Here is a 26,939-nt window from a genome sequence, read left to right on the forward strand (position 1 = left end):
CAAACGTTTGCCGGGTCGAACGCTAAAAACTTTAGTATTTTCGAAAATAAAAAAATATTTGGCGCCAAACAATGATACGGTGCGCTTGTAGAATAAATTTTTTTAAGAAGAGGCAAATCATGCAGCAATTTTTTCCTGGCCTGACGGGAAGGCAAATCGCAATCTTTCTGATCGAAACATCGGTGCTTACAGCTGCGCTCATTGGCGTCCTTGTTGTGACGATACCTATGATTTGACCAAGCCTAAGCGAGCAGACCGTGCGCGTATTCGTTCTCGCTCAAATGATGATGGGGGCAGGTACCGGAAGTCGTTTAAGCTTTGCGTCACGCCATCCCAATCGGGCGCAGTACCATTCTGCAGCACGTATCCCGCTCCTTCTGTCCGAGAAAGGCCCGTCCAGATAGTGTGGCTTACCCCGAAAGACAATCGCTACTCCTCGTGAGACCTGATCCCACACTATCACCATGTCGGCTTCATATGTCATTGCGACACCATTTGCGGGAGGTGCCCGGTGTGCGGTGGTCTGCTCCGGTGTTGAAGATATAGGACTGTATGAGTGGAATGACAGAACTCGTCATTTTTCACAGGGCACCGGTCGGCAGGTGAGGATATTTGCGCTGTCGCCAGGGGGGCGTCTGCGCTTTGATGTCATGCGAGTTCGAGCGGTTTGCGCTGAGAGGTCGCTCACCATCCGCGGGCTGGCAAAAAAGGGCAGGAGGGTGGGACTTTAGTCCGATTGAAGCTGGCGATCCGGCCGCTAGTTTTTGTTCCGCTGATGACTCCAGGATCAGCGCGAAAAGGGTGTCTTTTTCAGAGTCGGAGCACCCTTTTCGACCCTTTCTCCTGATCAGCCGCCAACACCCCTTGGCGGCTTTTTCGTGCAGGTTCCGCTCAAGCCGAGCGTTGCCCCACAGCATGGACGTCGGTTGCGGCGGCCAGTCTACCCGCCGCTCTCCCCAACCAGCTCCCATAGATCCACCCTCTCAGCCCGCCCCTTGAGCTGCACCAGGCCCAGCGGCCGCAGCTCGAACCGTTCGCCTACCGCGTCGCGGATGGCCGCACTCACCAGGATCGACGTATCGTATTGCTTGTTCAGCCCTTCCAGCCGCGAGGCGACGTTGATCGTGTCGCCCATCGCCGTGTATTGCTGGCGCGAGATTGCGCCGAAACTGCCGACGACGGCGGGGCCGGTGTGGAGGCCGAAGCGGGTGACGAGTTCGGGGCGGCCATTCTCTCTGTTTTCCTCATTCAGTTCATCGATCGCGGCTTTCATGGCGAGCGCGCAGCGACAGCCGTGTTCGGCATGATCAACATCTTCGACGGGGGCGTTCCACATGACGAAGATGGAGTCGCCGAGATATTGCACGACTGTGCCGCCATTGCGTTCGGCTGTTGTGTTCAGGATCTCGAAATAGGCCGACAGCGTATCGACCACGTCTTCGGGCGAATGCTGTTCGGATATGGTGGTGAAATCCCTGATATCGGTGAAGAGCACGGTCACGTCCTGGCGCCTGGCCTTGACCACCGCTTGCCCTCCGGGATTGACGATGCGCCTCACGACTTCGCGCGGCACATAGAGGGCAAACTGGCTGATGGCGTGGCGGCTGGCGGCGAGCGCAGTCGCCAGCGTGTTGATCTCGGTGATCCAGGAATGGGCCACAGGCTTTTCGCCGAAATCGAGATCGCCGATCCGGCGGGCCTCTTCGGCAAGCCGATTGAGAGAGCGACTGACCATGCGCGACAGGGTGACCGAAGCGGCGACACCGGCGATCAGGAAGGCGCTCGCAATCAGCAGATTGTGGAGGAGCAGCCGGTTGGCCTCGGCCACCAGGTCCTCCATCGGCACGACGATTGCGGCGGCACTTCCCTGGAACAGGCCGGACACGCCGACGGGGGCGATCTGCACGAGATAGGCTTCGCCATCGAGCTCGACGCGGGCCAGGCCGCCATTGGCAAAGGCGGGATCGCGCCTGAGCCTTGCCACGGTTTCGACGCTTGTGTCGAAGCCGTTTGCCGTTGAGTCGAAGGTACCTGATGCTCTCGACCATATTTCGATGATCCTGCTCATGATATCAGGGTCGGAATGGGCGACGAGATCATCGCCGGCGTCGATGATATAGGCGCGGGCACGCGGCGAAATCTGGCGCGCGTCGAGCAGGCGGCTGACGGTCTGCAGGTGGATGTTGATGCCGACGACCACCTTGATATTGTCCCGCATCGGTGCTGCGATCGTCAGCGTCGGAACCTTGAGCGTGCCTGCAACATAGGGTCCGACGGACACCGGCACGCCGTCCTGAACGACGGATTGATACCACGGGCGCTGGCGCGGATCGAAGGATGCGGAGTCGACGTCCCGCTCGCCGATCGGTCTTGCCTCGCTGTCGAGAAACCGAAGCGTCGAGATGACATCGGGGCTTTGTCTCTCGGCGATCGTCCTGATCGCGAAGGCCGTCCCGTCAGGTGCTGCGAGCGTCCGGCGAACATCCTGCCTTGCTGCGTTGATGACCTGCAGATACGAGCCATCGGGATAACCGGTGTAGATGCTGGTCGCATTGGGGACGTTTCGCAGAACCTCCAGAAAGAATTGCTGCTTGGCCTCGATATCCTGAGGCGGCGGGGAGGCGAGCTGCGGCAGGGTGGCTGCCAGCGCCACCGCCTCCGTGCCGCCCTGCAGCGTATTGCGATATCCCTCGATCAGCCGCAGGCTCATCCCGCGCATCTGCTGCACGCCGGCGCTGACCGCAGCGTCGCTTCCGCGGCTGAAGGCCAGCCAGATGATCGGCATCGACGTGCAAAGCAGCGATGCGATGACCAGGACGCCGAGATGCAGCCTTAAGGGTTTGGACCAGAGCACGAGATTTCCCCCGGAATGCGGGCGCGTTTCAGCACGCGTTTCATCTCAATACTTGTCCGGCCGTGCAGGAATGAGCGTACCCAGCGGCCGCAGCTAACCGCTTTTTGAGGGCTTGCACAAGGCAGTCATGCGAGCAGGCCTGCACCGCCGACAAGAGACCACCGGCAACACCCGAAGAATTCTTCTGTGGTTGTTCTTGCGCGTTACTCGCGCCAGGCGGGCGGCAATGCTAGAGATCGCCTGCTAACTGGGGTTATCTGATGAAAAAATTCATTCTCGCCGCGGCCCTTGCCGCAGCACTCACCGCTTGCGCGAAAAGACCTGACGCCATCGTCCAGGCCGACATCCCGATGCAGGCCTATACCAATCTCAGCTGCCCGCAGATCGCCAGCGAACATGCCAAGGAAAAGAAGAAGCTCGACGACCTGTCGAAGCAGCAGATCTCGGCGGCCAATGGGGATGCTTTCGGCGTGTTTCTGGTCGGGGTGCCGATTGGGAGTGTGGCAGGCGGAGATAAGGAAGGCGAGGTCGCGGTGTCGAAGGGGAAAGTGTCGGCGATGGAGAGTGCTGCGTTGTCGAAGGGGTGCAAGCTCTAGGCACGGGGCCGAGAGCTGGGGCCAGGCCGTCGGCGCAAGCTGTCGTCGGCTCAGCCACTCCTCTGGTGAGCCATCACTGCCTGTTTCACCGATGTGCGGTTGCCAGTTTCAGGGCAAGCCCGACGAACACGAAACCGGCAATGCGATTGAGGATGACCTGGCTTTTGTCCGACCGCCTCAGCCACTTGCTGATCGAGCCGGCGAGCAGCGAAATGACCGAGAACGAAGCAAGTGCACAGAGGATGAATATGCCTCCAAGCTCCAGCATCTGCAGCACGATGCTGCCGCTGGCGGGCGAGGTGAATTGCGGAAGAAACGCCAGAAAGAAAATGGCGACCTTCGGGTTCGTGACATTCATGACGACACCGCGCAGCACCATCTGCCACATCGGCTTCACCTTGGTCGTGCCCTCATCGAGCCGATCCGGCCGCGCCCGAAAGGATTTGTAGGCAAGATAGACCAGATAGGCGGCACCAACGAACTTCAAGGCGTCGAACGCAAGTTGCGACGTCTGGAAAATGGCGGCAACGCCGAGCGACACGGCGACCGTGTGAAAGACGAGACCGACGCAAAGCCCAATCGTCACGCAGAGGCCGACGACGGGACCATAGATCGCCGACTGCATCAGCACAAAGAGATTATCGGGGCCTGGCACCCAGCACAGGATGGTGGCGGCGGCAGCGAAGGTGATGATGATATCGAGTGACAGCAATGTCGCGACCGAGCTCCGTTGTTTGACTGCTGTTAGCATGGGCAAGGCGGCTGAACCAGCGCAAGCCGGGCGAACGCAGCGTCAATCGAAGCCTTCGAATGGGCATGACACGGAGGTATTGGCGGCTGTGGCCACCGAGGCCAAGCGTGTCGGGATGGCTTCGCAGTGCGATTATTTCTATCGTTTGACAGTCGGCTGCTTCATTCAGGACCGATAAAAATCATTACCGAAAAGCAATTGAGCGAAGCCGAGCAAACTCTTTTTTTGAATACATGGTTGTGGGGGCGAATGATGCGCTCGACCTAATTGAGCGCTATGATTTTCCAGGCCGAATTAATCTGGTGCTGTTCACCTTAGATGCCTCTGAAGTGAGATAATTCGATCCTCTGTATCGATGGGTGCAAATTCAGGAAAGCGCTCCCCACCATGAGCAATGGAGAGGCCGAGCGCGAAGGCGAAGCAACGGTACTTCTAAGGCGTTGTTTCAACTCATCGGGCTCATATCTTTCTGCAGATCGCTGATTTCGCGCTTGACATGTTTTTTGAAGGTTTTTCTTACTTTTTCTTCGGTCCAATTCTTTATTTCATCGATGTCTCTTGCTTCTAGGTCGGCAATGAATTGCATCATTTGATCAACCGTGTAGTCATCGAAGCGCGGGATATATTTTGTAGTCGCGAGATTATATTTTATCTCGTGAAATGTTTTTACAAATGTCTTTGCCTTTCCATATTTCGTAAAATCGGCCTTCTTCCAGAGCCGATCAACGAAGCGATCCAGTCTCTTCAGCTGACCGATATCGTCTGTCATCGAGAAATAGAACATTGCGCCATATCTCTTGCCGTTCACGAAGCAGCCGGTGATCTTAAGGTTCAAACGGCGCATCTGCCGTCGGTCGGAAGGCTTGTATTTTGCGGCAGTGGTGACTGAGACCAATGCTTCCATGATATTGCGATACGAACTCTTGCGGATCGAAACCTTAGCAGGCGTCAGATGATAACCTAGGTAATCCACGCCCGTAGAGAGAGTTTCGATTTTTGTTTTGCTGCCAGGCGTTGGCTCGTGACATGTTAGGCCGATTTTCGCCAGCCGCCTGATCATGAATCTCAGGTTCGCCTGCGCATTTTCGGTTCTACAGATGATCAGGATGTCGTCGACATACCGATAGTATTCGTATTTCTCGTGCGCCTCGATATCAATCGGGGACATATAGATCGACGACAATATGTTCGAGATACTCAGTCCTTGGGGCACTCCGCACCCATTTACGTCAGCGGTTCCCGTAGGTGTTCGAATAGCTGACAGCAACAAGTGCAGGAGCTTATGGTATCGAGTTTTGCTTCGAAGTCGCTTAAGCAGCTGATCGTGTAGAAGGCTCGGGAAAAAATTCTGGACGTCTAACTGAACAAAGGAATAATCATCTGAAAGCGGTTTTATGTACTCTTTTATCTCCGAAATATACTGGTGTGCCAAGGCAGGTTTAGCGTCTGTAAAAATCGTAGATAGAGCGTTGTTGAGCGCTCTTAGACAAACACGATCTCTTACCCCAGCTATTGAAATTTCGCGAGGAGCTTTGCCAGCACCTTTCAAAATCAGCCGCTGTTTATAAGTTGTAAAACGATATTTTTCGTTGAGAACGTTCTTTCTAATCAGTGCGATCTCACGATCAAGATTTCCTTCGAACGCGCTGGGATGAACGCCGTCTCTGCCGACAGTCCCGGATTGGGAAACGCGATCAAGGAAAATGGATTTTAGATTAGCCGCCGAAAACTGATCGTCAAAAATTTGCTTTGCGGTCATCTGATCTATAACTCGTCAGGCAAACGGCCAGAGTAAAAATATTACTGGGCCAAGGAAAAGGAGTGCTAGCAGCATCCAGTATAGCGTGGCACGAGCAAAAAATGAGATAGCCATCGCTGTTGTATAAACAAGCGTTTTTGTTCCGCTAGAAAGAGTCTTTCCCTCCAGCATGATGTGGTTGACTAGCAGGTCGGTATAGTCTCGCGGCGAATGATTAGGGAAATCCATCATGATTTCCCTATACTTTTTCTTCTTGTCAGATTCAGGTAGCTCTTCATCGTAGAGACTCTGGAGCTTGAGATAGCATTCTCGAAATGCGCTTGCCCGTGCCTCAAGACGAAATCCTGCAGCTACGAGAGAAGCAACAAGCACTACGACCGAAGCTGAAAGATTGATCTTGTCGAGAACCGGGTAAGGTTCGCTGTAAAAGTCGGCAAATATTGATAGGATCACTGAGAACAGCGAGTAATATGTAACAGCAAGAAATGATACATTTTGATTTCTAAGAGCCTTTCTCTCAGAGATCATTCTTACTCTCGAGGTAATCCAGATAGTGTCGTTTATAGTTGACCCGGTAGTTGCGTGCATATTCCCCCCACGAGTGGTGGTGCGGGCGCAATATCTCGAAGCAACTAAACACTCACGAAGGAATGTAGCAGACGCCAAGGACAAGCCTTGCTGTATGACCGTGACCCAACTGAGCCAGTGGTTTTATCCACTCCGCCCGCACCGATCAGTATACTTATTCGAAGTCTTACTTATTTTCAACTGTGAGGCGTATTCCGGCGATTTTCTCTAAGTTGGCTCGCGAAGCGTCTGCGCCGCCCACCACGCTACAACCGCGCCACGCTTCTCAAATGCTCCGCGGTCGTCGTCGCAAACCCAAAAAACTCCAGGTATGCCGGTATCTGCTCGAACAGCATATCCGTCCCCACCTGATACCGGCAGCCTCTCTCCCGTGCCGCCGCCAGAAACGGCGTGATCTCCTCCTTCATCACCACTTCGCCCACGAAAGCTGCCGGCGACAATCGCGTCACATCCAGCGGCAGCGGATCATCCTTGCGCATGCCGAGCGGCGTGGCGTTGATGACGATGTCGAATCCCTCCGGGTCGTTTCCGCCGGTCGTGACCTGCATTTCCGGATAGTAGGTGTTGAGGCGGGTCTTCAGGCCGTCCAGCGCCGCCTCGTTGTCGTCGTGGAGGGCGAGGTGGGTGAGGCCGGCGCTGGCCAGCGATGCTGCGATGGCCGAGCCGACGCCGCCGGCGCCGACCATGAGGGCGCTGGCGCCCGCGATCGTCTGGCCCTTGCGCTTGAGGCCGCGCACGAAACCTTCGCCGTCGAACATGTCGCCGATCAGGCGGCCGTCGGCGCCGAGCTTGACGGCGTTGCAGGAGCCGGCGACGCGGGCGTTGGTGGAGATCTCGTCGAGCAGGCCCATCGTGGTGATCTTGTGGGGCATGGTGATCAGCGCCCCGTGGATGTTTGACAGGCGGAAGACCAGCCTCAGGAAATCGGGGTAATCCCTGGGCTTGCAGCCCATCGGCACGACGACGGCGTCGATGCCCTGTTCCTTGAAATAGGGGTTGTAAATCAGCGGCGCCTTGAAGCTCTCCGTCGGGTAGCCGAGATGGGCGATCAGCCGTGTGGTGCCGCTAATTTCGAGCGGGCGTGTGCGCGACGGTTCGGGCATGAAAGCGTCCTTCCGATCCTAATTACGCAGGATTTCGCCGAGGAATTTGCGGGTGCGCTCATGGCGCGGATTGGTGAAGAATTCCGCCGGGGCGGCTTCTTCCACGATCGCGCCGCTTGCCATGAAGATCACCCGGTTGGCGACCTGGCGGGCAAAGCCCATTTCATGCGTCACGCAGATCATTGTCATGCCTTCCTCGGCAAGGCTGATCATCGTATCCAGCACTTCCTTGACCATCTCGGGATCGAGCGCCGAGGTCGGTTCGTCGAAGAGCATCACCTTGGGGCGCATGCAGAGCGCCCGCGCAATCGCCACGCGCTGCTGCTGGCCGCCGGAAAGCTGCACCGGATATTTGGCCGCCTGTTCGGAGATTTTGACGCGGGCGAGCAGCGTGCGGGCGCGCTCTTCGGCTTCGGCCCTGGGCACGCCGAGGGCACGCATCGGCGCCAGCATGCAGTTTTCCAGCACCGTCAGATGCGGGAAGAGGTTGAATTGCTGGAAGACCATGCCGACTTCGCGCCTGATCGCATCGATCGCCTTGGCCTGGTTGCCGAGCAGGATGCCGCCGACGCGGATCTCGCCCTTCTCGTAGGTCTCCAGATGGTTGATGCAGCGGATGAGCGTCGATTTTCCGCTGCCGGAGGGGCCGCAGAGCACGATGCGCTCGCCTTTGTGCACCTCGATATTGATATCGTGCAGGGCCTGGAAGGCGCCGTACCATTTCTCCACATGGCTCATGGTGATCATGGTTTCGCCGGTGGCGGCGTTGAGAGCGGGTGCTGTTGCTGTTGCTGTGGTCATGGTGTTGGTTCCGATCGCAATGTGCGTCATCGTGCATGGGCGGCGTTGAAGCGCCGCTCCAGTCGCGCGCCGATGATCGTCAGCGGGCAGCACATTAGGAAATAGAGGATGCCGACGATGCCGAAGACGGTCAGCGGCTGGAAGATCTGGTTGGAGACGATGTTGCCGGCGCGCGTCAGCTCCGTGAAACCGACGATGGAGGCGAGCGACGTGCCCTTGATGAGCTGCACCAGGAAGCCGATCGTTGCCGGCAGCGAGATGCGGATCGCCTGCGGCAGGATCACATCCTTCATGCGCGAGACATATCTGAGGCTGAGCGCCTTTGCCGCCTCCGTCTGGCCGCGCGGCACGGCCTCGATGGAGCCGCGCCAGATCTCGCCGAGATAGGCGCTGGCATGCAGCGTCAGGCCGATCGCCACCGCTTCCCAGGCATCGAGCTTGAAGCCGATCAGCGCCAGCCCATAGTAGGTGACGAAGAGCTGCATGAGCAGCGGCGTGCCCTGGAAGACGGCGATATAGGCCGAGGTCAGCCGCTCCAGCCACGGCATGCCGGAAGTGCGCGCGAGCGCCACGCAAAGCCCGGCAATGCAGCCGCAGACGAAGCCGACGGCGGAGAGAAGCACGGTCCATTTCAGGCCGATCAGAAGGAAGATGAATTCTTCGCTGCCCATGGTGCCCTCACTTGACCGGATAGGTGAAATAGCGGGCCGAGAAGAGCGCGAAGAGGCGCATCATCAGCCAGGAAATGACGAGGTAGAACACGGTCACGGTGAAATAGACCTCGAAGCTGCGGAAGCTGTCGGATTCGATGCGCTGCGCGACCGATGTCAGTTCATAGGCCGAGATGGCCGAGCAGATGCTGGTCGAGAGCGTCAGCAGCACGAACTGGCTGGTCAGCGACGGGTAGATCGCGCGCAGCGCCGGCTTGAGGATGATCAGCCGGAACACCTGGACCTTGTGCAGGCCGAGCGCCAGGCCCGCTTCCATCTGCCCCTTGGGGATGGATTGCACGCCGCCCCTGATGATCTCGATCGCATAGGCGCCGCCATTGATGCCGAGCGCGATGATTGCCGTCGGCGTCGGGTCGAGGCGAATGCCGATCAGCGGCAGGGCGAAGAAGAGAAAGAAGATCTGCACCAGGAAGGGTGTGTTGCGGATGAGCTCGACAAAGCCGATCACCAGCCAGCGCACCGCCTTGATATGCGAATCCCTCAGCGCTACGCCGCCGACGCCGATGACGACGGCGAGCACCATGCCGCAGAGCGCCAGCAGGAAGGTGCCGAGACAGCCGAGCAGCAGGCTCGGCAACCCGTCGATGACGGGCGTGAAATCCAGTTGATAATTCATGCCGCTTTCGCCGCTCCCACCATGCCGGCCATAGCCTCAATCGCCAGCTCGTAACCGCGGGCGCCAAAACCGATCATGATGGCGGTGGCGATGCGCGAGACGAGGGACTTATGGTAGATCTCCTCGCGGGCATGGACATTGGAAATATGCAGCTCGATCTTCGGCGGATCGAAGGTTTTCAACGCATCGAGCAGGGCAATCGAGGTGAAGGTGTAGGCGGCGGGATTGATGATGATGCCGCAGGCCTGCTTGCGGGCCTGATGGATGCTTTCCACCAGCTCGCCCTCGAAATTCGTCTGGCGGAAGTCGATTTCGAAGCCGAGCGTCTTTGCTCTCGCGAGGCACATCTGCCTGATATCGGCAAGCGTCGTGGAGCCGTAGATGGTGGGCTCGCGCTCGCCGAGCAGGTTCAGGTTCGGTCCGTTGAGGACGAAGATGGTTCTGGTCATGTCGCGCACCTCAAACGGGGCAGGGCTTCAGGCATAGGGATGGCGTGGACGGGCATCGAAATGCCCGCCCCGGTATCCGGATTTTCAGGGCGTTTCGCTCAGCCCGCCGTAAACGGAATGCCTTCCAGCTTTTCCGGGAATTCCGGAACCGGCACCTTCATCCACTTGTCGTAGATCTTCTTCAGCTCGCCATTGGCCTTGATCTTGTCGATGAACGTGTTGATCGAGGCGTTGATTTCCTTTTCGCCCAGCCGCGTGCAGGCGCCGTTATAGAGCTTCTGGAATTCCAGCTTGTTTTCGAATTCGCCGGGGCGGGCCTTTTCGACGCGGTCCATGTAGAAGATGTTGCCGCCGAGCGCCTGCACCTGGCCGGAGGCGAGCGCCTGGACGCTTGCCGCGTCACCATCGAAACGGCGGATCGTGGCGGTCGGCGGCGCGTTCTTCGTGACCTGCGTGTCCTGAGCAGCACCTTTGGCGACGCCGATCGTCAGGTTCGCCATATCCTCATTGGTCTTGATCGAGGCGGATTTGGCGCCGATCAGCACGATGGCATTGGCGACATAGGGTTTTGAAAACTGCACGGCCTTGGCGCGATCCGGCAGCATGGCCATGGTGGCGAAGAGCACGTCGACACGGCCGGTCGTCAGCGCCGGAATGCGGTTGTTCACTTCCAGCGGCACGAATTCCACGTCGACGCCGAGTTCCTTGGCATAGAGTGTGGCGATATCGGCATCCAGGCCATCCTGCTTGCCGGCGCTGGTGACGAAGCCCCATGGCGGGTTGTCGCCCTGGATGCCGACGATCAGCTTGCCGCGGGCCTTGATTTCTTCGGGGGTGACGGCGGCAGCCGGGTTTGCAAGCCCGATGGCGGCCACGAGAGCGGCAGCACCCAGCATGGCGCCACGCCGCGTCAGCAAAGACTTCAGCATTGGAATTCTCCTCCTTTTTGCATGGCCGTCAAAAACGGCCCCACAGTCATCCTCTCCCGACTGTTCGCAACAATGTTTGCCAGAGGGGAAGCCATAAATCAACATAGTTTTTGAAAATCATATGAGACTTTTCATTTGGTCAATTGAATTGAAATCCTCACGACATTCGCCATAATGCCGTCAGGAGGGTCGTCGGCCTCAGCCGATGGCGGCCCGAACGAGGAGGATTGCCTGATATGAAGACCTCGATTGCGACTGTGACGATCTCGGGCGAGCTGCCGGAAAAGCTGGAAGCGATTGCGCGGGCCGGCTTTGACGGCGTGGAGATTTTCGAAAACGACTTCCTGGCCTTCGATGGCAGCCCCGCCGATGTGGGGAAGATGGCGCGGGATTTCGGCCTCGCCATCACGCTCTTCCAGCCCTTCCGCGATTTCGAGGGCATGCCGGACAGTCTGCGCAGCCGCACCTTCGACCGCGCCGAGCGCAAGTTCGACATCATGCAGGAGCTCGGCACGGACATGGTGCTCGTCTGCTCCAATGTCTCGCAGGCAGCCCTCGGCGGCATCGACCGGGCGGCGGCCGACTTCCGCGAGCTCGGCGAACGGGCGGCAAAACGCGGGCTGAAGGTGGGCTACGAGGCGCTGGCCTGGGGCCGCTTCGTCAATGACCATCGCGATGCCTGGGAAATCGTGCGCCGCGCCGATCACGAGAATGTCGGGCTGATCCTCGACAGTTTCCATTCGCTGTCACGCAAGATCGACATCAATTCCATCCGCTCGATCCCGAAGGAAAAGATCTTCATCGTGCAGCTCGCCGATGCGCCGCTGATCGATATGGACCTGCTCTACTGGTCCAGGCATTTCCGCAACATGCCGGGCGAGGGCGATCTGCCCGTCACCGAGTTTACCGAGGCCGTCGCCTCGACCGGTTATGACGGCTTCTTCTCGCTGGAGATCTTCAACGACCAGTTCCGCGGCGGCTCGACACGGGCGATTGCCGCAGACGGCCACCGCTCGCTGATCTATCTCGCCGACCAGATCCGCCGCAAGGTGGAGACGCCGATCGGTGTGGAAATGCCTGCGCGAGCCGCCGTCAAAGGCGTCGGCTTCATCGAATTCGCCACCGATGACGAGGAGGCGGTGGAGCTCGTCGGCATTCTTGAAGCGCTCGGTTTCCGCAAGGTCGCGGTGCATCGCTCCAAGAAGGTGACGCTGTTCCAGCAAGGCGATATCAAGATCATCATCAATGTCGATCCCGAAGGCTTTGCCAATGCAGCCTATGCCGTGCACGGCACCTTCGCCTATGCGATGGCGCTGGTGGTGGACGATGCCGCTGAGGCCTATGCCCGCGCGCTGGCACTCGATGCCGAACCCTTCACCCAGGCCGTGGCCGAAGGCGAACTGCAGCTGCCGGCCATTCGCGGCGTCGGCGGCGGGCTGATCTATCTCATCGACGAGAAGAGCCCGCTCGGCCGTTTCTCCGAGATCGATTTCGAGCCGGTGGCGGCAGCGGACAAGGCCCCAGATGCGGGCCTGCTGCAGATCGACCATATCGCCCAGACCGTCTCCTATGACGAGATGCTGACCTGGCTGCTCTTCTACACCTCGATCTTCGAAACCCGCAAAACCCCTGTCGTCGATATCATCGATCCCGCCGGCGTGGTGCGCAGCCAGGTGATCGAAAACGAGGCGGGCACGCTGCGCATTACCATGAACGGTGCGGAAAACCGCCGCACGCTTGCCGGCCATTTCATCGCGGAGAAGTTCGGCTCCGGTATCCAGCACCTGGCGTTTTCGACCAAGGATATCTTCGCAACCGCCGAACGCCTGCGCGCCAAAGGTTTCAGGCCGCTGCCGATCTCGCCGAACTATTACGATGACGTCGAAGCCCGCTTCGGGCTGGACCCGGAGCTGACCGAGAGGCTGAAGGCGGAGAACATTCTCTATGACCGCGATGGCGAGGGGGAATATTTCCAGCTCTACAGCGGGACCTATGGGGAGGGGTTTTTCTTTGAGGTGGTGGAGCGGCGGAGCTATCGCGGCTATGGGGCGCCGAATGCGATTTTTAGGATTGCGGCGCTGAAGAAGCAGATGCGGCCGGAGGGGATTCCGAGGGATGCGGGGTGAAGTGGGGTTGGTTCGAGGGGATGAGGCGAGGGCGTCGGGTAGAAGCCCGGTCTGTCGTCCGTGCAAAAACCCCTCCCCAACCCCTCCCCACAGGTGGGAGGGGCTTAAACTGCCGCACCCACCTTCTGGATCTTCGACATTGCGGGATGAGTGAGGCGGGTGCCTCAAGTTAGTCCCTCCCCCTTGTGGGGAGGGGTTGGGGAGGGGTTTTCTCTGGGCGCCGTGCATGCCGTAATCCAGCATCGATAAGCGCCGAAAACGGTAGCGAATGTCTCCGGCTTAGAAGGGCATGCCAGCCGCCTTCACCCAATCCGCCCACTCGTCAGCACATGCGCCACCCCACTCTGCACATGCCGCCGAATAACCGCCCTCGCACCTTCCACATCGCGCTTCAGCGCCAGCTCGAACAGCAGCTTGTGATCATCCACCACCGCTTGCCCGCGAAAACTCCGCGCCAACATATGATACCGCAAAAACCGGTCGAACACCGAAGACAGCGTCGCCATCAGCGTCGCCGAATTGCAGGCCGAGACGATCGCCTGATGAAATTCCCAGTCATAGCGCACCCAGTCGACGGTGCGCGAGGCGTCCCCCGCGAGCAGCTTCCTCTCGGCCGCCGCAAGCTTGTGATGGGCGGCGACGATGCGGCCTTCCCATTCCAGGTTTCCGGCGGCAAAAGAGAGGCCGATCGCGTGGGTTTCGAGCACGGTCCTCAAATCGGCAAGCTCCTCCAGCTCCTTGCGTGATGCAGGGCTCACCTCGAAGCCGCGCTGTCCCTCGGCAAGCACGAGGTTTTCCATCGCAAGCCGGCTGAGGATCTCGCGCAGCGACGAGACGCTGATCGAATAATGTTCCTTGGCCTGCTCCAGCTTGATCTTGGCGCCCGGCGCCAGCGCACCCGAAATGATATCCTTCCGGATCTGCCGGAAGACGACGTCGCTGATGGTTTCGGAGGCTTCGGCCGTGGTCTTGAGCATCAGTTTTTCTGTCTTGCGCGGGCCAGCCATGGTCTATTTCGCCTGCTTCGCCGGGGCCGAGAGCAGGCCCTTGCCGAGCGCATGTTCGACACCGCCCTCGATATGGCGCTGCAGGATCGTCTTCGCCGTCTTGCTGTCGCGCTGCAGGGCCGCTTCCAGCAGCTGCTTATGCTCCTCTTCGGCCACGCCGCCGCGATAGGAGAGCGCCACCATCTGGTAGCGCAGATATTTGTCGAAAACGGCCGAATGCGTTTCCATCAGGAGCCGCGAGCCGCAGGCGGCAATCAGTGCCTGGTGGAACTCCCAGTCATAGCGCTTCCAGTCCTCCGCCTGGCTGGTATCGCCCGATGCCATGACCTTTTCCATGCGCGCCAGCTTGTAATGGGCCGAGACGAGCTGCGCCTCCCATTCCACATCGCCCTGCTCGAAGGATTGCTCCAGCGCATGTTCTTCCAGGAGCAGGCGAAGTGCAGCAATCTCGCGCAGATCGGCGACGGAAACCCCCGCCACCTCAAAACCCCGCTGCCCTTCGGCGACGACAAGCCCTTCCGAGGTCAGCCGGTTGAGGATTTCGCGCAGGGTGCTGACGCTGGTCTCATAGGTGCCTTTGAGATTTTCCAGTTTCAGCTTCTGTCCGGGCGCAAGCCGCCCGAAGATGATATCGGCCCTGATCTGCCTGTAACCGCTCTCGGCGACAGTTTCCTCGATATCGTCCTGCCGCATGAGTCTCTCCGAGATTTTGCGTTTTCTCCTATATAGCGGGAGAACTCGGGTGGATTCAATGGGGAATGGAATCGGCGGATAATCGGCTGGTGTGGCAAAATGCTGCAAAGCGGTCGTCTGCCGGATCAATCCTGTTAGAGCGGCATTCACCTAAGGCAAGGCTTGTGAGGTAATGTGTCCCGAAACCTTACAAATGCTTGACTATTTTATCAGGAATGTTTCCATTGTGCGGTGCAGCATAGGAGCAACAATGGAACTCTCGTCAAAACTCGTGAAATCCGTTGCCTACGACCCGTCGACCGGGGTCCTCGACATCGAGATTCGCCTCAAGGGCAATCGCAGGTATTTCAACGTGCCGCCGGTGATCTACGAAAACCTGATCACGGCGGCATCACCTGGCTGGTATTATACGCGCCATATCCGGGATGTGTTTCCACGCTCGATCCAGGGTGAATCCGGACCACTCTCCCAGAAATTCCGATTGTTTTTCAACCGCCGCGGCGAGTTTTCATAAGTCAGGGTTGCGGCGGCTCTGCGCACACAGCCGTTGCACCGCGCGGCCCACAGCGTCTGAACCGGCCGCCGAGAAGGGATTCAGGCGGCTGCGCGGCGCTTGGGAAGAAGCGCGCGCAGCATGACGCGCTTGCCCCAAAGCTCGAATGCAAGATAGGTGCCGTAGGAAAGACCAATCGCCAGCAACAGGTAAGCGCACAAGGCTGCGGCAAATCCGGCCTCGACGCCCAGTGTCGGCAAAAGCCGCCTCGCCAGCTTGGCGAAGAACGGGACGAGCAGCGGATGGATCAGATAAAGCGAGTAGGATATCTCGCCGAGGAAGTAGACCGGGCGATTGCCGAATACGGTTTCGCCGAGTTTTGACCCTTGAGCGATCAGCCACACGACCAGGACGATCAGCACGTAATTGACGAGATCCGTATGGTCCATGTACCAGCTCGCTGCCAGGGCGACGAGCGCGACCGGCAGGCTGTAATTTACCACCGTCATCAGGCCGAATTTTGCTTTCTCAGCCAGCGCATAGCCGACGACGCCGAGCGTGAAGCCGCACAGCGCTCGTGCCAGGGCAAAGGAATGATCCGACGAGACGATGTCCATCGGCCCTTCGATGCCGAGGCCCAACTGCGACATCCCTGTTATCGCAGCCAAAGCGGCGACGACGACAAAGCCGAGGAAGAAGGTTTCCCGCGCCGTCAGAAGTGCAATCAGCGGAAACAGCAGATAGCAGAACAGCTCCGCGCTCACCGACCAGGAGACACCCATAATGGGAGTTGCGTGCAATCCCCAGCCGGTCAGCATGAATATGTTGCAGAACGCATCCCACCCATCAAGGCTGGCATGCTCTGCGCCACTGAAGTTCAGGCTGAGTTTTGCCGTCGCAACAAGCAGGATGGCAACGTAAGCCGGATATATCCGGCAGACACGCTTTATGAGGAAATCCCAGTACTCTGCCTTGTCGAAGCGGCGTGAGAATGTAGACGCATAGTTATAGGCGAGCACATATCCGCTCAGAACGAAGAATGCGTCGACGGCAGCATAGCCCGGACCCATCGAAAAGACCGGCTCGCCGCCAAAACCGCGGGAAAAATGGTAGAGGGCAACAATTAACGCAGCGATACCGCGGAATCCGGTCAGCGCGCGTATTTCAGCTCTTTTTGCCATTGATATCCTCAGGCGCTCTCTGCCTGTGAATACATGGAGAATACATGGGCTGGAACCGGAATCTTCGACAGATCGTCGATTGCTGCACTTGCGTTGCACGATTGCTGCACTTGCGTGGCGCGATTGCCACCAAGTCGTCGGGGCCTGTGCAAAACCGGCCTCCCGCCTCAGCAGCCAAGCGAGATCGGCACCGCCATCCTGCGGATGACGATGCCGATGAGACCCAGGGGGCGCTTTACCTAGACGGAGGCGCGGGGCTTGGTCAGGCCTCGGCCGACATTCTGGCCGGGCATTTCGATCAGGTTGTAACCGACCCAGGCGAGACCGTAGACGATCGGCACCGTGATGACGAGGGAGAGTGCCCAGCGCACCGGATCGGAGACATCAGTCGCCTTGATCAGGTAGGCGATGACCGGCTGCATGACCATGAGATGGATCAGGTAGGCGCCGAAAGACAGTTCGCCCAGACTATGGAAAAAGCCGTTACCCAGCCATGCACCGATCGGCCTTAGAAGCTTTGCCGGAGTTTCAGGCAGGCGGTGCGTATGGATGAAAGCGAAGAAGATCAGGACGAGCGAAATCCGCACGGACTGGTGCAGCAGGTCCTTTCCGCCGCCGAGCGGCGCCAGAACGAGCACCATGGCGATCGTCGCAAATTGGAAGGCCCGAATCCTGTCGGTCCACAAGGCGCCGGCCAGCAGCATGCCGGCGGCAAAAATATGCATCTTGAGCGGTAGGAAGGTCGGCATCGGAAAGGAAATGCCGAGCCGGTTCAAGGCATAGGAAATCACGATACCGGCAAACGAAGCGCCGACAATGCCCTTGATCCAGCCGATGCGGCCGACAACGATAATGATGAAGGGCAGGGCGGCATAAAATTGCATTTCAAGACCGATACTCCAGTCCGGCAGCGCGGTCCTGAAAGCATATTCGGGGCTGAAGCCGTAGAGGAAGGTCACATGCGCCAGATAGTTGGTCAGGCTGCTGTCGAGATAACGGCTGGCCAACTGCGGCTCCACGCCGTTGAAGCCGTCGATGACCATGCGGGCATCGTAAATGAAGGGGCCGAGCGTCAGGGCCGCAACGAGCATCACGTAATAGAGCGGCGCAATTCGGAAGTAACGCCTGACCCAGAAGGTGATCCAGGTGCTGCTCGCTTCCCAGGGCTCCCGCTCTTTTCTGCGCTGATAGTGAAAGACCATCAGGAAGCCCGACAGCATGATGAAGAGATCGACGCCGAGATCCGGATCGCCAATGACAGGCACCGAAAATCCGGTCAGAAGATGAGCATGGCCAACCAGTACCCAAAGAGCGGCCAGGCCGCGCAATCCGTCAAGGCAGTCGACACGACCGCCGTTGCTAACGCTCGTCACACGCAATTCCTCTACTGGGGGTTAGGGAATTTCACTGTTTGCTCGTAGAAATCAGCGAATTTGACCATAGTTTGGGGTGCGGATACAAGTCTTTTATTGCGCTGCAGCACCGAAGCTGCCCCTGATGCCGGTCTTGCTTCCGATCGCGAATCCAGGGCAGTCTGGATTGTTCAGCCGGAGGGGATGTTTTGGCTCACAGCTTCAGATCTTGCCTGCTCGCCGCAATTGCCGTGACTGTTTCGGCGGGCTCAAGCATAGCGGAGGAGGTGCCGGCCTCCTGGAAGAAATCGATGACCGGCGATCCGGCGACGAATTATTACCTCGCCCAGGCGATGAAGCCGCTTGCAAACCCTGATGCTCAGACCTTGAGGGTCGTGAAGCTCGCAAATACGCTCAGCAATCTCTGCAGCGGTGCATCTCTCGACAAGAAAGCGCTCTACGCCTACATGACCGAGACCCGCTTTGCAGATATCAAGGGCAACGCCTATAATGAAGCTGCCTTCCTTGCCGACAGCACCTTCCGCTATTTCGATTACCGCTCGCTCGCCCATCTCTGCGCGGGAGGCGCTTATCTCTTCGGTCCCAAGGGGCATCTCGCGCCGGGATTGCTGAAAGCCGGCCGGAGCAAGCCGAAGATGAGCTACGACTCCCAAAACCCTTTCATTCCCCTGCCGCCGCTGGCGCGGAAATCCTGACCGGAACAGGCGGATGCCTTGCGCGATGCAGCAAATTTAGACAGCATTGGGCATGCCGACTCTCAAGCAGCTTTCCATCGCCTTAGGGCTGTTGACCAGTGATCATTCTCCCGTTCCCAATGAGGACGGCTGGCAGAATTACGTCTGGCGCGTCCACGCCGCGCAGGAATGCCTTGATGTCGAGGATGGATATTGCGTCCTGGTCCAGGACAAATGGGATTGGAAGCGGCCGCAATATTACAGCTTTTCCTTCCGTTTGGACCCGAAGACCAATTCGGTCACATCCCGCATCACGCTTAGAAACGAAGACACCGAGGATGACGATCAAGTGTGCGTCGTTGCGAGCTTCCTCAATGCGGCCGGGCAGGAGGTGGGCATTTTCTTCGCCAACTGGCGCGCGCTCCCCGGCCGGTCCTATAGCCGCGAGGCACCGATCTGGCTGACCACCGATGTCAAGGAGATCGCGACCGTGGCAGTCGGCACGAAACAATGCGACGTGAAGGCGACGGCCGATGCCGAGAATTTTTACAGGATCCGGATGGAACTGAAGCAACGCTGATGGCGACGGGGGCGTTCGCACTTTCCCACTTTTGCTGGAATTACTCTATTTGATGTCGCCGCCTGGTCGCGGAGGCGCAAACCTGTCCCCGGGGCTGCCGATCCTGTCGCCCTTTTTGACGCCGATCGTTCCGGTCGGGCGCGGGTCTGCGCGCTGTTCCGTGCGCTGATCGCTGGGCCATGTCACGATCACGAAAACAAGTCCGAGCACGAGCGCCACGAGTGGCGGTGCGACGAAGATCATCAGTAGATAATGCCGTGGTTTCATGGAGTCTTGTCGACAGGTGAGGCCTTCACCTGGGCAGCGGCTTTCTCAAATCGGTTGCGGTCCGTAAGCACAGGACGGACTTTCCTGTTGTCCATCCTCACTGACGTCCTGCCGGTGCTGCAAACTCGGCAGGTGAAGAACTGTAGTTTGAACCTTGTTCATCGTCCATTACCTAATCCGGCTAGCCATCAGAAGATATAACGGACGTCACACTACAACGCCGCGCGTCTTTTCAGACGCGCAAAGGACGTTGTGGCTCGGGGTTCGAGGCGTTAATCGGCCTCCTGCAATACCGCCACGAGCGCCGGATCGGCCGCGAGCTGCGTGGCGATGTAGTCATTGCCCCAGGATGTCTCGTGCGTCCCATCCGAGGTGAAAGCGCCGCCAAGAGAGACGCGGTCGACGGGAAGGGCAGCCCATGCCCCGGTTTCTGCTGCCGGTGTCGTCGGGTTGCCGGCCTCGCCCCATTTGCCTGCATCCGCGCAGACGACCATGTCGAGCGCTCCGTTCGGGTTTGTGCGAAGGAAGCGGTTGATCCAGGAGCGGAAGCTGGCATGGGCGGCATAACCGGGCCTGGGGACCTGATAACTCGGATCGCTCCAGGTGAGGTTGACCGATGCATCGCCGATCGGAGAGGCAAGGCCAGCGGGCAGATTGACGGTGATCCTGTTGCCGTCGATCGCCCTGATCTGCGCGTAGTTTTTCCAACTCGTGTTGAAGGCCTTCGGAATGAGGCCGGCCACTCCAACATTGCTTCCGACAACGAGTTTTGAAACGTCGGGGATGGTCAGGGTGAGGTCACCGGTACCACTGTCATAGATATAATCCGAAGCTTTGACGTTCGACGTCGTGTCGGGCGTGAGCGTCGGCGGAATGATCTTCACATGCGGCATCGCAGCCCTGTACTGCCTGAAGAGCTTGCGCATCTTGCCGACGAGGGACATGCCGGCGGTCGAGGCCATGTCGTCAGGCCCGATATAGGTCCAGCTGATGTCGCCGTCGACGATGCCCTTGCCGGTGCCGTGGGGCGTAATGGAGCCGGAGGCGCCGCCGGTATCGGCGATATAAGCGTTGCCGTTCGCCCTGCAGGTGTCGTCGACTTCCCAGGTCTTCTGCGACCAGTCCGGGGTCGAGGTCTGCGTCGTATCGTTATGAGGATCGCACGGAAGGAGGTGTGTGGGATTGCACCAGGCGGCGAATTCCATGCGGCGGTCGATACCGGAGATCAGCTGATAGTTATAGCTGTCGGCGCCTCTGGACATCTGGGCGCAACCGAGGCCAAGCTTGCATGCCAGACGCGTGCCCCAACCGGTATTGCCGTAACGGTCGCCGCCGCCATCACCGAAAGTGCCCGAACCGGCCATGCCCTCGTTGGCACCCTGAAGCTTCGAGTTGCCCATCGACATGATGGCAACGGCATCTGCGGGAACGGCGACCCTGATGGCGCCGACCAGCATGGTTCCGGGATTGCCGGTCTGACTGCCATTGGCGGCGTGAAACTTCGTCTGCGTCATCGTCGGGTCGGAGGACACCAGCGAGGTCGTCGAATTGAACGAACCGTCCCGGCGGCCGATGAAGGTCGAGGCATTGACGACGCTGTTGATGGCCTTGTTCTTCACGGAGCCGGAGCGTCCGGCGACGCATTCATGCAGCAGGATGCCGCCGATTGCCGTAAAGGCCGGAATGTCGGCCGGGGCTGCCACCGTGAAGACCATCATGCGCTCCGGCTGGCCCGGAACATATGAATAGATCGCCTTGTTATCCCTGGTGTTCAGGCAGCGATGGCGGCTGGCAAGATCGGGCGAGGATGTCGAACTGTCGTTGAACGGATATTCCATCGACAGCATGAAATCATAGGCTTCGGCGAGATCGACCTCGAGAACCGGACTGCGCGGCGGACGCTCCAGCGTCCAAAGCGGAAAGGAAAACTCGATCAGCTCGCCCGCTTTGATGTCATAGGGCAGGAAATACGCCTTGCGCCGAACGAAGGCCATCTGGGTCGAACCGGATGTATCCTTCTGATAACCCGCGTTCGTGCCGTAGGCGACGGCGCGGCGCACTTTCTGCCCTTCACCATTCCCGGCAGGCATCTGCATGGCGAGCGCCGGCCGGCCGGCCGCCGTCAAAGCGGCGGCAATGCTGCCTGCGGATATCGCCGAAAGGCCGACGATCAGGTTGCGGCGTGTAACGTTCAATGCGAGCCTTCCGTCATCAGGTGTGATCGAGCCGGTCGTCAGCCCCGAGATATCAGCGACAAGGCGACCGGATGCAGCATTGGATGCAATGGTGGCGATGGTTTGGCCGTAACGTCACAGCTCGATGAAGGGCGGGAGTCCCTAAGCGGCTTGCCTGGCGACAAATGATTTTTTTGCCACGACGATGTAGTTTTTCGGAAAACCCGACAGGGTATATTTTTGCTGCGCATCGAGACGATAAAAGACCCGGGCCAGATGCCTGCATGCGATCCGCACGGATGCCAGCAGCGGGACGGCCGCAACCCCCAGCGCGCCTGGAGCGATATTCTTTGCGCCACGCGGCAGATGTTTCGAAGCCGTTTCCATCTGATAGGCCACCGTTCCCAGATATCCCTCCATCCAATCCAGGCTGATGATTTCAAAGCCCGCATTTCCGAGGAGATGGCGCCACGCAAACTGCGTGTATCTGAAGAAGTCGTAGGGTTGCTCATGCTCCTCGTAGAAAAGCGGCGCAGAGCAGATCATCGTCCCGCCATCTTTGAGGACGCGGTGCATTTCCTGAAGCACGGCAACCGGGTCCGACAGATGCTCCAGGACCTGATTCAGCACGATGGCATCGAACCTGGCTTCCGCGACGGGAATGCTTGAAAGGTCGCATACATAGGTGGATTTCGCATATTCCTTGTCGACCATTTCGAAATCGGCGGCCTCGTAAATGCAATGGTCGAAAAGGTGCCTATAGGGCTGGCTTCCGGCTCCCGCATCAAGCACGATCGACCCCGCGGGCAAGCTCCTTGCAAATTCCTCGTTGTGTCGTCCAAGCCAGATTCTCGAAGAGTTCATCACATCCTCCAGCGATCCGTTCATGTCCTCCAGCGACCCGATCGCGCCACGGTAGCACCGGCAGGTTCCTGGTCAATCGGTTTTGCGTGGTTTGCGCGAGGTGAACTGGCACGGCCTATGGATGTTTAGTCCGTTCGTTGGGTTGGCTGGTATTTCGTCCACTCACCCCGGAGCCTTTCGTAATCCACAATCGCCTTAGCGAGATATTCTTGCTGCTCTTCAGGCGGAATATCAACAAATAGCACCTTTTCAGTTCTCTCTGGCCACCCCATTACCAGATCAAAAATGCGAAGCGCTTCGACCTCTGCTAAGAGCATGGCATCATACAGTGTTTCCTTAGTTTCGAACGATCCTTCTTGAAGTATCTGCCGTATGGCTAACCGATGCCTTATTTCGCGAGGAAGGTACTGATCGCTCTCATGCCCGAAGGTCGAGGCATTTACGCGCATTTTGAGAAATAACGTCGACGCCACGAAAGCTGAAAATTGGGAACTTTTGCTGTACGCTGCATTTCCAAGCTGAGCCCCTTTGATCCAAGCATATGTCAGGCACGTCATGCGTTCGCGCAGCCAACGATGAGCGGTTTCGTCAGCCTGAATTTCGCAACTTCGAGAATACGCTGCGTCAGCCTTGAACCGTTGCGGCTCCATTCGCATGAAGTTGATGTGCCCCTCGGTGATGTGCGCGGTTTCATGAAATAGCAATAAGTCCCATGCAACTTCAATCAAAGCTAGGAACAGGTCAGTCCTTTGCTCGTCGAGATCGAGATCCGCCGGAATTGTGTTGAGTACGGCTTCAATCCTCTCCAGTTCAGGGATCCACCTGTGTGTAATTCCGCTTGGCTGAGGGTTTGGTATCTCGACCCCATTAATTGAACCTGCGCAACGCGCAACGCCGAAAAAGTACCTCGTTATGAACTCAATGAGATCCTTCGAAACGAGTATCGCGTAGGATTGCCGACCATCAGGATCCGGCGTGGCCGTGGTGCGTATTCGAAGGTTGTTGTCACCGGTAATGCGAAGCACAATGCTCACGCTTGATGGAAGCATGCTTAGCGTACGCTCGTTCATCAGAGCGAATTGATAATGAAGGTATTCTTCCGGAATAAAGTCGAGCAATTCCATGTTAAACCTACTGCCGTTGCTATGGATGCTGTAGATTCTCTACTAATCGCTCAGCTGGTTTAAAGATTCCACGATTTGGAGACTTATATTCTAATAGGTAACGGCCTTCTTACGCAGACGCAACGGATGTCGGCTAACAAAAAGACCAATAAAAGTCCGGCTCGCCTAAGCCACCCCTAAAAAGTCACGATTGTCTTTCGGCGTAATTTGCAGCATCCCCAAGTTGCTGGGGATTTTCAAATGCGAACAACTACCGTTGGCGAAACCGCCAAAGACATTTTCCATTTCTTGTCATCTGCGCTTAAGCGTTTCTGGATGATGTACCGGAACGGTGGATACGAGGACGACTGGGCATTCGCTCGCGTCTCCGGCGATGTTACCGATATCAACACGAAGATGCCGATCACCGGCCCCGTCATGCGGAAGGTCATCGATGGCAGGTGGGCTTACCGCCAGATGACCGAATTTGAGCGCGAAGAGTTCGACGCCAACCGCCGTTGGTAGACCAGGCCATTAGGGTCGACGCCAGGGCAGCCGCTTTCGCTAACGTGAGTATGTACCATCGTTGACGGGCGGGAAGGGACCCGCATGTATGCCGCTATCGCGAGAAACCATGTTCGCGTCTGCGCTGTCACGAGCACGAGTTACCTGCTTCCGATAATCGGGCGGCAGGGCATGGCGTTAGCTTCCTGTTACCTTTGTCACAAGAGTCCAAAAAGGTTCTTGCGTAATTTTCGCGCATGAGGTGTATCTTCGCCTTCTGGTTGGGGAGCCTGCATGCATATCAATAACTTCCGCGAACCCGCGAAAGATCCAAACTCTTCATTGATGGGACTCACCGGCCGCGACGGGCCGTTTTTTGCTCCCGCGACGTCGGCACCCGCGTGGCATAGACGCAATCACTCCTTCGTTAGAGGGCGGAACTTTATACAATGTTTTCGGTTCCCTAGTGGACCGCTTGACGTTTGTTCCTCAACCGTTCAGATCGCCGGCGGTCTACCTGTCGCCCGCTTCGGCGGGCGTCTTTTTGCGAAATCCCCCGCCTGCGCAGGCCAGGAGCGCGACACTGTGACGGGCGTCACATGTCACACCAATTTCACGCGACTATGACCTCTCGGCGTGGTTTGTTTCCCTGCCTGATGCGGCTGAGCAGATCAGGCAAGCGGGGCTCGTCCCAGTATCGAGTAGCGCGGCGAGCCCCATCTTTTCGATCATCGGGTGGGCGCTACGCGCCGAACCCCCACAGCGCCACAGGATCAACGTCTTCCATGACCTTGATCTTCGAAAACTGAACGGCTGACGGCGGCGCGGTGCGGTCGCCGGTGATGCGGATCTCGATGCCGACGCGGTCGGCGGTTCCCCAGGCCGGATCCCATCGGAAGGGCTCGGAGATGAGCTTGTAGGTTCCCGAGCGTCCCATACCGAGAACGAAGGTGTCGGAGGAGAGGCGATAGCCGCTGAAGCCGCTTGAGCGGTTTGTCGTGCCCTGGCGGGTCATGTAGCGCAATTCGATGAAAGCCGGCGTGCCGTCGAAGGTCTGGAGCTCGCACATGGCGCGATACCATTTCGTCTGATCGAGGGTGAACGGAACGGAAATGGACTGGGCGACAAGCTCGAAATAGGGGCCGATATCGACCTGAAGCGGGGTGTAGTCGATGCGCTGGGCCTTATAACCTCCGCCTATATCCACGATTGAAGCCACGGCCGAGACATTGCGCACGACGCTGATGGCAACCCCTGTGGCAACTTGTCCAGCGCCGGTGCGGTTTGCATTGGTATTCGCCCATGTCCCGGCAGTGCCGCCGTTGAGCAGCGATATGCCTGATGGAGCGAGGTTGTTGTTGGCCGGGTCGAGGTCGATGAAGGTGCCGGCAGAAAAGAGGTTTTGAATGACCGGAAGAAGGATATCCTCGCCGATGGCGCGGGCAGCTTTCGGGTTCTGATGTATCTTATCGCTCAGATACATGCCGAGGTCAGGAACGCCACCAGGCGCAAGCACCGTATCGAGATCGAGAACCGCGACGATGCCATCGCGGGTGGCCTGCGTGGCGATCCATGCGTTGAAGGCGATACGCATGGCATGGCGGTCGTCACCAGCAGGCCAATCGCCGCGGTATGGCACCTTTACGACAATGGCGAGTTTGCCGGCCTTGCGGATCTTCGACAGGCCCTCGTCGAACTTCGTGATCAGATAGGTCAGGGAGAACTCGCCATCGTCCCCGGATGATAGGGTATTCGAGCCGCCTTCGAAGATCACGGCCTTGAAATCGCCAAGCAGGAAGGCATCGAGACGGGCGACAATGCCACCCAGAAAACCAGCGCCTGAAAAGGCGAGATGATCGGCCGCTTTCGCGTTGTTGAACCCCGAGCTGTTCAGTCCCAGCGGCGACGTCGTGTCGAACCACTGATCGACACGGAAACGCGGGTCGAGACGTTTTGCCCACTCGATCAAGCCGATGCCGATGCTGAAGCCGGCGCGACCCGCTGTGGTGTCGGGGATGTTGGGGTTGAAATCAAGGTTGTTGTAGGCGACGTAGCTGTCGCCGATGGCGCCCAGGAGTTCGCCGGCGGCAAGCGGCGTGCTCGGCAGGGCAACGAATGCCGCGACGGGGCCGATTGATGCGCTCGTGGTTTCGACGGGGGTGGTGTCCGCCATCGCGGTCTCGATCACCCGCAGGTATTTCCCCGTCAGCGTTCCCAAAGCGAATGTCGTTCCCCCGAACGGGCTTCCCGTGTTCGTCCACCCGGTCGATCCGTCATCGGAAACCTGCATCTGCCGGCTGATGCTATCAGGGGCGAAATCATAGGTGGCGGGCTGGACGGTGATCTCGAGCGTATTCATCGGCGTCCCGGTCAGGAAAACATCCGAGAGCGAACTTGGCGCACCGCCTTTGACCGGAATGACCGGCGCGTTGCCATAGAGGCTGCGCCCATCCGATATCCTGACGGCGCCGAGCACGGGCAGGTCGTTATGGACGGTCGCGCCATCGGTGACGATCTCGACGCCGAGGACAGGCCTGTTATCGGCGAACAGGGTGGTGTCGCCCACATCGCGGATGCCGATGACAGGGCGGTTGTTGAACATGCGCGTGCCGTCGGGAACGATGACGACGCCCTGGACGCGCTGCATATTATAGAGTTTCGCCATCGGTGCGCTCTGCCTTCGCTCGAAGAGAAAAAAGAGCGGCCGAAGCCGCCCGAGGTGG

General features: G+C 58.4%; 25 protein-coding genes. 6 read left to right on the forward strand and 19 right to left on the reverse strand.

Features of this window, described 5'->3' with window-relative positions; all coding sequences use genetic code 11:
- Positions 1-940: 940 nt before the first annotated feature.
- Entirely contained in the window at positions 941-2,854 is a 1,914-nt protein-coding gene (locus tag FHT87_RS29490) for an adenylate/guanylate cyclase domain-containing protein (RefSeq protein ID WP_183806205.1), read from the reverse strand.
- 260 nt (positions 2,855-3,114) lie between these two features.
- Between FHT87_RS29490 and FHT87_RS29495 the strand changes: the two genes are divergently transcribed.
- A complete protein-coding gene (locus FHT87_RS29495) occupies positions 3,115-3,450 on the forward strand; it encodes a hypothetical protein (protein ID WP_183806207.1) in 336 nt (111 codons plus the stop codon).
- Between the two features lie 85 nt (positions 3,451-3,535).
- Here the strand turns inward: FHT87_RS29495 and FHT87_RS29500 are convergent, their stop codons facing one another.
- The 9 genes from FHT87_RS29500 to FHT87_RS29540 form a co-directional block, all read right to left on the reverse strand.
- On the reverse strand, positions 3,536-4,201 hold the full coding sequence (locus FHT87_RS29500; protein ID WP_246699688.1) for a LysE family translocator: 666 nt from the start codon (positions 4,199-4,201) through the stop codon (positions 3,536-3,538).
- 445 nt (positions 4,202-4,646) lie between these two features.
- Positions 4,647-5,960, reverse strand: a complete 1,314-nt coding sequence (locus FHT87_RS29505; RefSeq protein WP_183806209.1) for a reverse transcriptase/maturase family protein — start codon at positions 5,958-5,960, stop codon at positions 4,647-4,649.
- 15 nt (positions 5,961-5,975) lie between these two features.
- Positions 5,976-6,548, reverse strand: coding sequence for an SLATT domain-containing protein (locus FHT87_RS29510; RefSeq protein WP_183806211.1), 573 nt, complete (start codon positions 6,546-6,548; stop codon positions 5,976-5,978).
- Between the two features lie 245 nt (positions 6,549-6,793).
- The gene (locus FHT87_RS29515; protein WP_183806213.1) at positions 6,794-7,651 is read right to left on the reverse strand and encodes a ThiF family adenylyltransferase; all 858 of its coding nucleotides are present in this window, start codon (positions 7,649-7,651) and stop codon (positions 6,794-6,796) included.
- A gap of 18 nt (positions 7,652-7,669) precedes the next feature.
- On the reverse strand, positions 7,670-8,398 hold the full coding sequence (locus tag FHT87_RS29520; protein WP_183806420.1) for an amino acid ABC transporter ATP-binding protein: 729 nt from the start codon (positions 8,396-8,398) through the stop codon (positions 7,670-7,672).
- 80 nt (positions 8,399-8,478) lie between these two features.
- Positions 8,479-9,123: an amino acid ABC transporter permease gene (locus FHT87_RS29525; RefSeq protein WP_183736300.1), complete on the reverse strand. Its 645-nt coding sequence runs from the start codon at positions 9,121-9,123 to the stop codon at positions 8,479-8,481.
- A gap of 7 nt (positions 9,124-9,130) precedes the next feature.
- Positions 9,131-9,799, reverse strand: a complete 669-nt coding sequence (locus FHT87_RS29530) for an amino acid ABC transporter permease (protein ID WP_183736299.1) — start codon at positions 9,797-9,799, stop codon at positions 9,131-9,133.
- Positions 9,796-10,248, reverse strand: coding sequence for a type II 3-dehydroquinate dehydratase (aroQ, locus tag FHT87_RS29535; RefSeq protein WP_183806215.1), 453 nt, complete (start codon positions 10,246-10,248; stop codon positions 9,796-9,798). Before aroQ ends, FHT87_RS29530 begins: the two co-directional genes overlap by 4 nt.
- Before the next feature lie 98 nt (positions 10,249-10,346).
- Complete coding sequence (locus FHT87_RS29540) at positions 10,347-11,177, reverse strand: transporter substrate-binding domain-containing protein (RefSeq protein ID WP_183736297.1); 831 nt, start codon at positions 11,175-11,177, stop codon at positions 10,347-10,349.
- 236 nt (positions 11,178-11,413) lie between these two features.
- On the opposite strand from FHT87_RS29540, the gene FHT87_RS29545 reads away from it, so the two are divergent.
- Positions 11,414-13,303 carry a sugar phosphate isomerase/epimerase and 4-hydroxyphenylpyruvate domain-containing protein gene (locus FHT87_RS29545; RefSeq protein WP_183806217.1) on the forward strand — a complete coding sequence of 630 codons (1,890 nt, stop codon included), beginning with the start codon at positions 11,414-11,416 and terminating at the stop codon, positions 13,301-13,303.
- A 302-nt stretch (positions 13,304-13,605) separates the two neighbouring features.
- On the opposite strand, the gene FHT87_RS29550 is transcribed toward FHT87_RS29545, so the two are convergent.
- Positions 13,606-14,280, reverse strand: coding sequence for a GntR family transcriptional regulator (locus tag FHT87_RS29550; protein WP_183806219.1), 675 nt, complete (start codon positions 14,278-14,280; stop codon positions 13,606-13,608).
- A gap of 33 nt (positions 14,281-14,313) precedes the next feature.
- Positions 14,314-15,003: a GntR family transcriptional regulator gene (locus FHT87_RS29555; protein ID WP_183806221.1), complete on the reverse strand. Its 690-nt coding sequence runs from the start codon at positions 15,001-15,003 to the stop codon at positions 14,314-14,316.
- 250 nt (positions 15,004-15,253) lie between these two features.
- On the opposite strand from FHT87_RS29555, the gene FHT87_RS29560 reads away from it, so the two are divergent.
- Positions 15,254-15,517, forward strand: a complete 264-nt coding sequence (locus tag FHT87_RS29560) for a KTSC domain-containing protein (RefSeq protein WP_183735782.1) — start codon at positions 15,254-15,256, stop codon at positions 15,515-15,517.
- An 80-nt stretch (positions 15,518-15,597) separates the two neighbouring features.
- Here the strand turns inward: FHT87_RS29560 and FHT87_RS29565 are convergent, their stop codons facing one another.
- Positions 15,598-16,677 (reverse strand): acyltransferase, encoded by a 1,080-nt coding sequence (locus tag FHT87_RS29565; RefSeq protein ID WP_183735783.1) that lies wholly within the window; start codon positions 16,675-16,677, stop codon positions 15,598-15,600.
- Positions 16,678-16,916: 239 nt separating this feature from the next.
- Complete coding sequence (locus tag FHT87_RS29570) at positions 16,917-18,050, reverse strand: acyltransferase (RefSeq protein WP_183806223.1); 1,134 nt, start codon at positions 18,048-18,050, stop codon at positions 16,917-16,919.
- A 290-nt stretch (positions 18,051-18,340) separates the two neighbouring features.
- On the opposite strand from FHT87_RS29570, the gene FHT87_RS29575 reads away from it, so the two are divergent.
- Both FHT87_RS29575 and FHT87_RS29580 read left to right on the forward strand, forming a co-directional pair.
- The gene (locus FHT87_RS29575; RefSeq protein ID WP_246699690.1) at positions 18,341-18,745 is read left to right on the forward strand and encodes a hypothetical protein; all 405 of its coding nucleotides are present in this window, start codon (positions 18,341-18,343) and stop codon (positions 18,743-18,745) included.
- 52 nt (positions 18,746-18,797) lie between these two features.
- Positions 18,798-19,304, forward strand: coding sequence for a hypothetical protein (locus tag FHT87_RS29580; protein ID WP_183806225.1), 507 nt, complete (start codon positions 18,798-18,800; stop codon positions 19,302-19,304).
- Positions 19,305-19,349: 45 nt separating this feature from the next.
- On the opposite strand, the gene FHT87_RS29585 is transcribed toward FHT87_RS29580, so the two are convergent.
- The 4 genes from FHT87_RS29585 to FHT87_RS29600 all read right to left on the reverse strand — a co-directional run bounded on the left by FHT87_RS29585 (position 19,350) and on the right by FHT87_RS29600 (position 23,733).
- Positions 19,350-19,571, reverse strand: a complete 222-nt coding sequence (locus FHT87_RS29585) for a hypothetical protein (protein WP_183806227.1) — start codon at positions 19,569-19,571, stop codon at positions 19,350-19,352.
- A gap of 272 nt (positions 19,572-19,843) precedes the next feature.
- Positions 19,844-21,766, reverse strand: coding sequence for a hypothetical protein (locus FHT87_RS29590; RefSeq protein ID WP_183806229.1), 1,923 nt, complete (start codon positions 21,764-21,766; stop codon positions 19,844-19,846).
- A gap of 141 nt (positions 21,767-21,907) precedes the next feature.
- The gene (locus FHT87_RS29595; RefSeq protein WP_183806231.1) at positions 21,908-22,633 is read right to left on the reverse strand and encodes a class I SAM-dependent methyltransferase; all 726 of its coding nucleotides are present in this window, start codon (positions 22,631-22,633) and stop codon (positions 21,908-21,910) included.
- Positions 22,634-22,734: 101 nt separating this feature from the next.
- Complete coding sequence (locus FHT87_RS29600) at positions 22,735-23,733, reverse strand: hypothetical protein (protein ID WP_183806233.1); 999 nt, start codon at positions 23,731-23,733, stop codon at positions 22,735-22,737.
- Between the two features lie 240 nt (positions 23,734-23,973).
- Between FHT87_RS29600 and FHT87_RS29605 the strand changes: the two genes are divergently transcribed.
- Positions 23,974-24,237 (forward strand): hypothetical protein, encoded by a 264-nt coding sequence (locus FHT87_RS29605; RefSeq protein ID WP_183806234.1) that lies wholly within the window; start codon positions 23,974-23,976, stop codon positions 24,235-24,237.
- A gap of 721 nt (positions 24,238-24,958) precedes the next feature.
- Here FHT87_RS29605 and FHT87_RS31330 read toward each other — a convergent pair.
- Positions 24,959-26,881, reverse strand: a complete 1,923-nt coding sequence (locus FHT87_RS31330) for an SGNH/GDSL hydrolase family protein (RefSeq protein ID WP_246699691.1) — start codon at positions 26,879-26,881, stop codon at positions 24,959-24,961.
- Between the last annotated feature and the right edge of the window lie 58 nt (positions 26,882-26,939).

This window comes from Rhizobium sp. BK316, from assembly GCF_014193695.1.
GTDB lineage: Bacteria > Pseudomonadota > Alphaproteobacteria > Rhizobiales > Rhizobiaceae > Rhizobium.

Coding starts and splice junctions, on each gene's coding strand:
- FHT87_RS29495 (WP_183806207.1), top strand. CDS start 3,115: ATGAAAAAATTCATTCTCGCCGCGGCCCTTGCCGCAGCACTCACCGCT.
- FHT87_RS29500 (WP_246699688.1), bottom strand. CDS start 4,201: ATGCTAACAGCAGTCAAACAACGGAGCTCGGTCGCGACATTGCTGTCA.
- FHT87_RS29505 (WP_183806209.1), bottom strand. CDS start 5,960: ATGACCGCAAAGCAAATTTTTGACGATCAGTTTTCGGCGGCTAATCTA.
- FHT87_RS29510 (WP_183806211.1), bottom strand. CDS start 6,548: ATGCACGCAACTACCGGGTCAACTATAAACGACACTATCTGGATTACC.
- FHT87_RS29515 (WP_183806213.1), bottom strand. CDS start 7,651: ATGCCCGAACCGTCGCGCACACGCCCGCTCGAAATTAGCGGCACCACA.
- FHT87_RS29520 (WP_183806420.1), bottom strand. CDS start 8,398: ATGATCACCATGAGCCATGTGGAGAAATGGTACGGCGCCTTCCAGGCC.
- FHT87_RS29525 (WP_183736300.1), bottom strand. CDS start 9,123: ATGGGCAGCGAAGAATTCATCTTCCTTCTGATCGGCCTGAAATGGACC.
- FHT87_RS29530 (WP_183736299.1), bottom strand. CDS start 9,799: ATGAATTATCAACTGGATTTCACGCCCGTCATCGACGGGTTGCCGAGC.
- aroQ (WP_183806215.1), bottom strand. CDS start 10,248: ATGACCAGAACCATCTTCGTCCTCAACGGACCGAACCTGAACCTGCTC.
- FHT87_RS29540 (WP_183736297.1), bottom strand. CDS start 11,177: ATGCTGAAGTCTTTGCTGACGCGGCGTGGCGCCATGCTGGGTGCTGCC.
- FHT87_RS29545 (WP_183806217.1), top strand. CDS start 11,414: ATGAAGACCTCGATTGCGACTGTGACGATCTCGGGCGAGCTGCCGGAA.
- FHT87_RS29550 (WP_183806219.1), bottom strand. CDS start 14,280: ATGCTCAAGACCACGGCCGAAGCCTCCGAAACCATCAGCGACGTCGTC.
- FHT87_RS29555 (WP_183806221.1), bottom strand. CDS start 15,003: ATGCGGCAGGACGATATCGAGGAAACTGTCGCCGAGAGCGGTTACAGG.
- FHT87_RS29560 (WP_183735782.1), top strand. CDS start 15,254: ATGGAACTCTCGTCAAAACTCGTGAAATCCGTTGCCTACGACCCGTCG.
- FHT87_RS29565 (WP_183735783.1), bottom strand. CDS start 16,677: ATGGCAAAAAGAGCTGAAATACGCGCGCTGACCGGATTCCGCGGTATC.
- FHT87_RS29575 (WP_246699690.1), top strand. CDS start 18,341: ATGACCGGCGATCCGGCGACGAATTATTACCTCGCCCAGGCGATGAAG.
- FHT87_RS29580 (WP_183806225.1), top strand. CDS start 18,798: ATGCCGACTCTCAAGCAGCTTTCCATCGCCTTAGGGCTGTTGACCAGT.
- FHT87_RS29585 (WP_183806227.1), bottom strand. CDS start 19,571: ATGAAACCACGGCATTATCTACTGATGATCTTCGTCGCACCGCCACTC.
- FHT87_RS29595 (WP_183806231.1), bottom strand. CDS start 22,633: ATGAACGGATCGCTGGAGGATGTGATGAACTCTTCGAGAATCTGGCTT.
- FHT87_RS29600 (WP_183806233.1), bottom strand. CDS start 23,733: ATGGAATTGCTCGACTTTATTCCGGAAGAATACCTTCATTATCAATTC.
- FHT87_RS29605 (WP_183806234.1), top strand. CDS start 23,974: ATGCGAACAACTACCGTTGGCGAAACCGCCAAAGACATTTTCCATTTC.
- FHT87_RS31330 (WP_246699691.1), bottom strand. CDS start 26,881: ATGGCGAAACTCTATAATATGCAGCGCGTCCAGGGCGTCGTCATCGTT.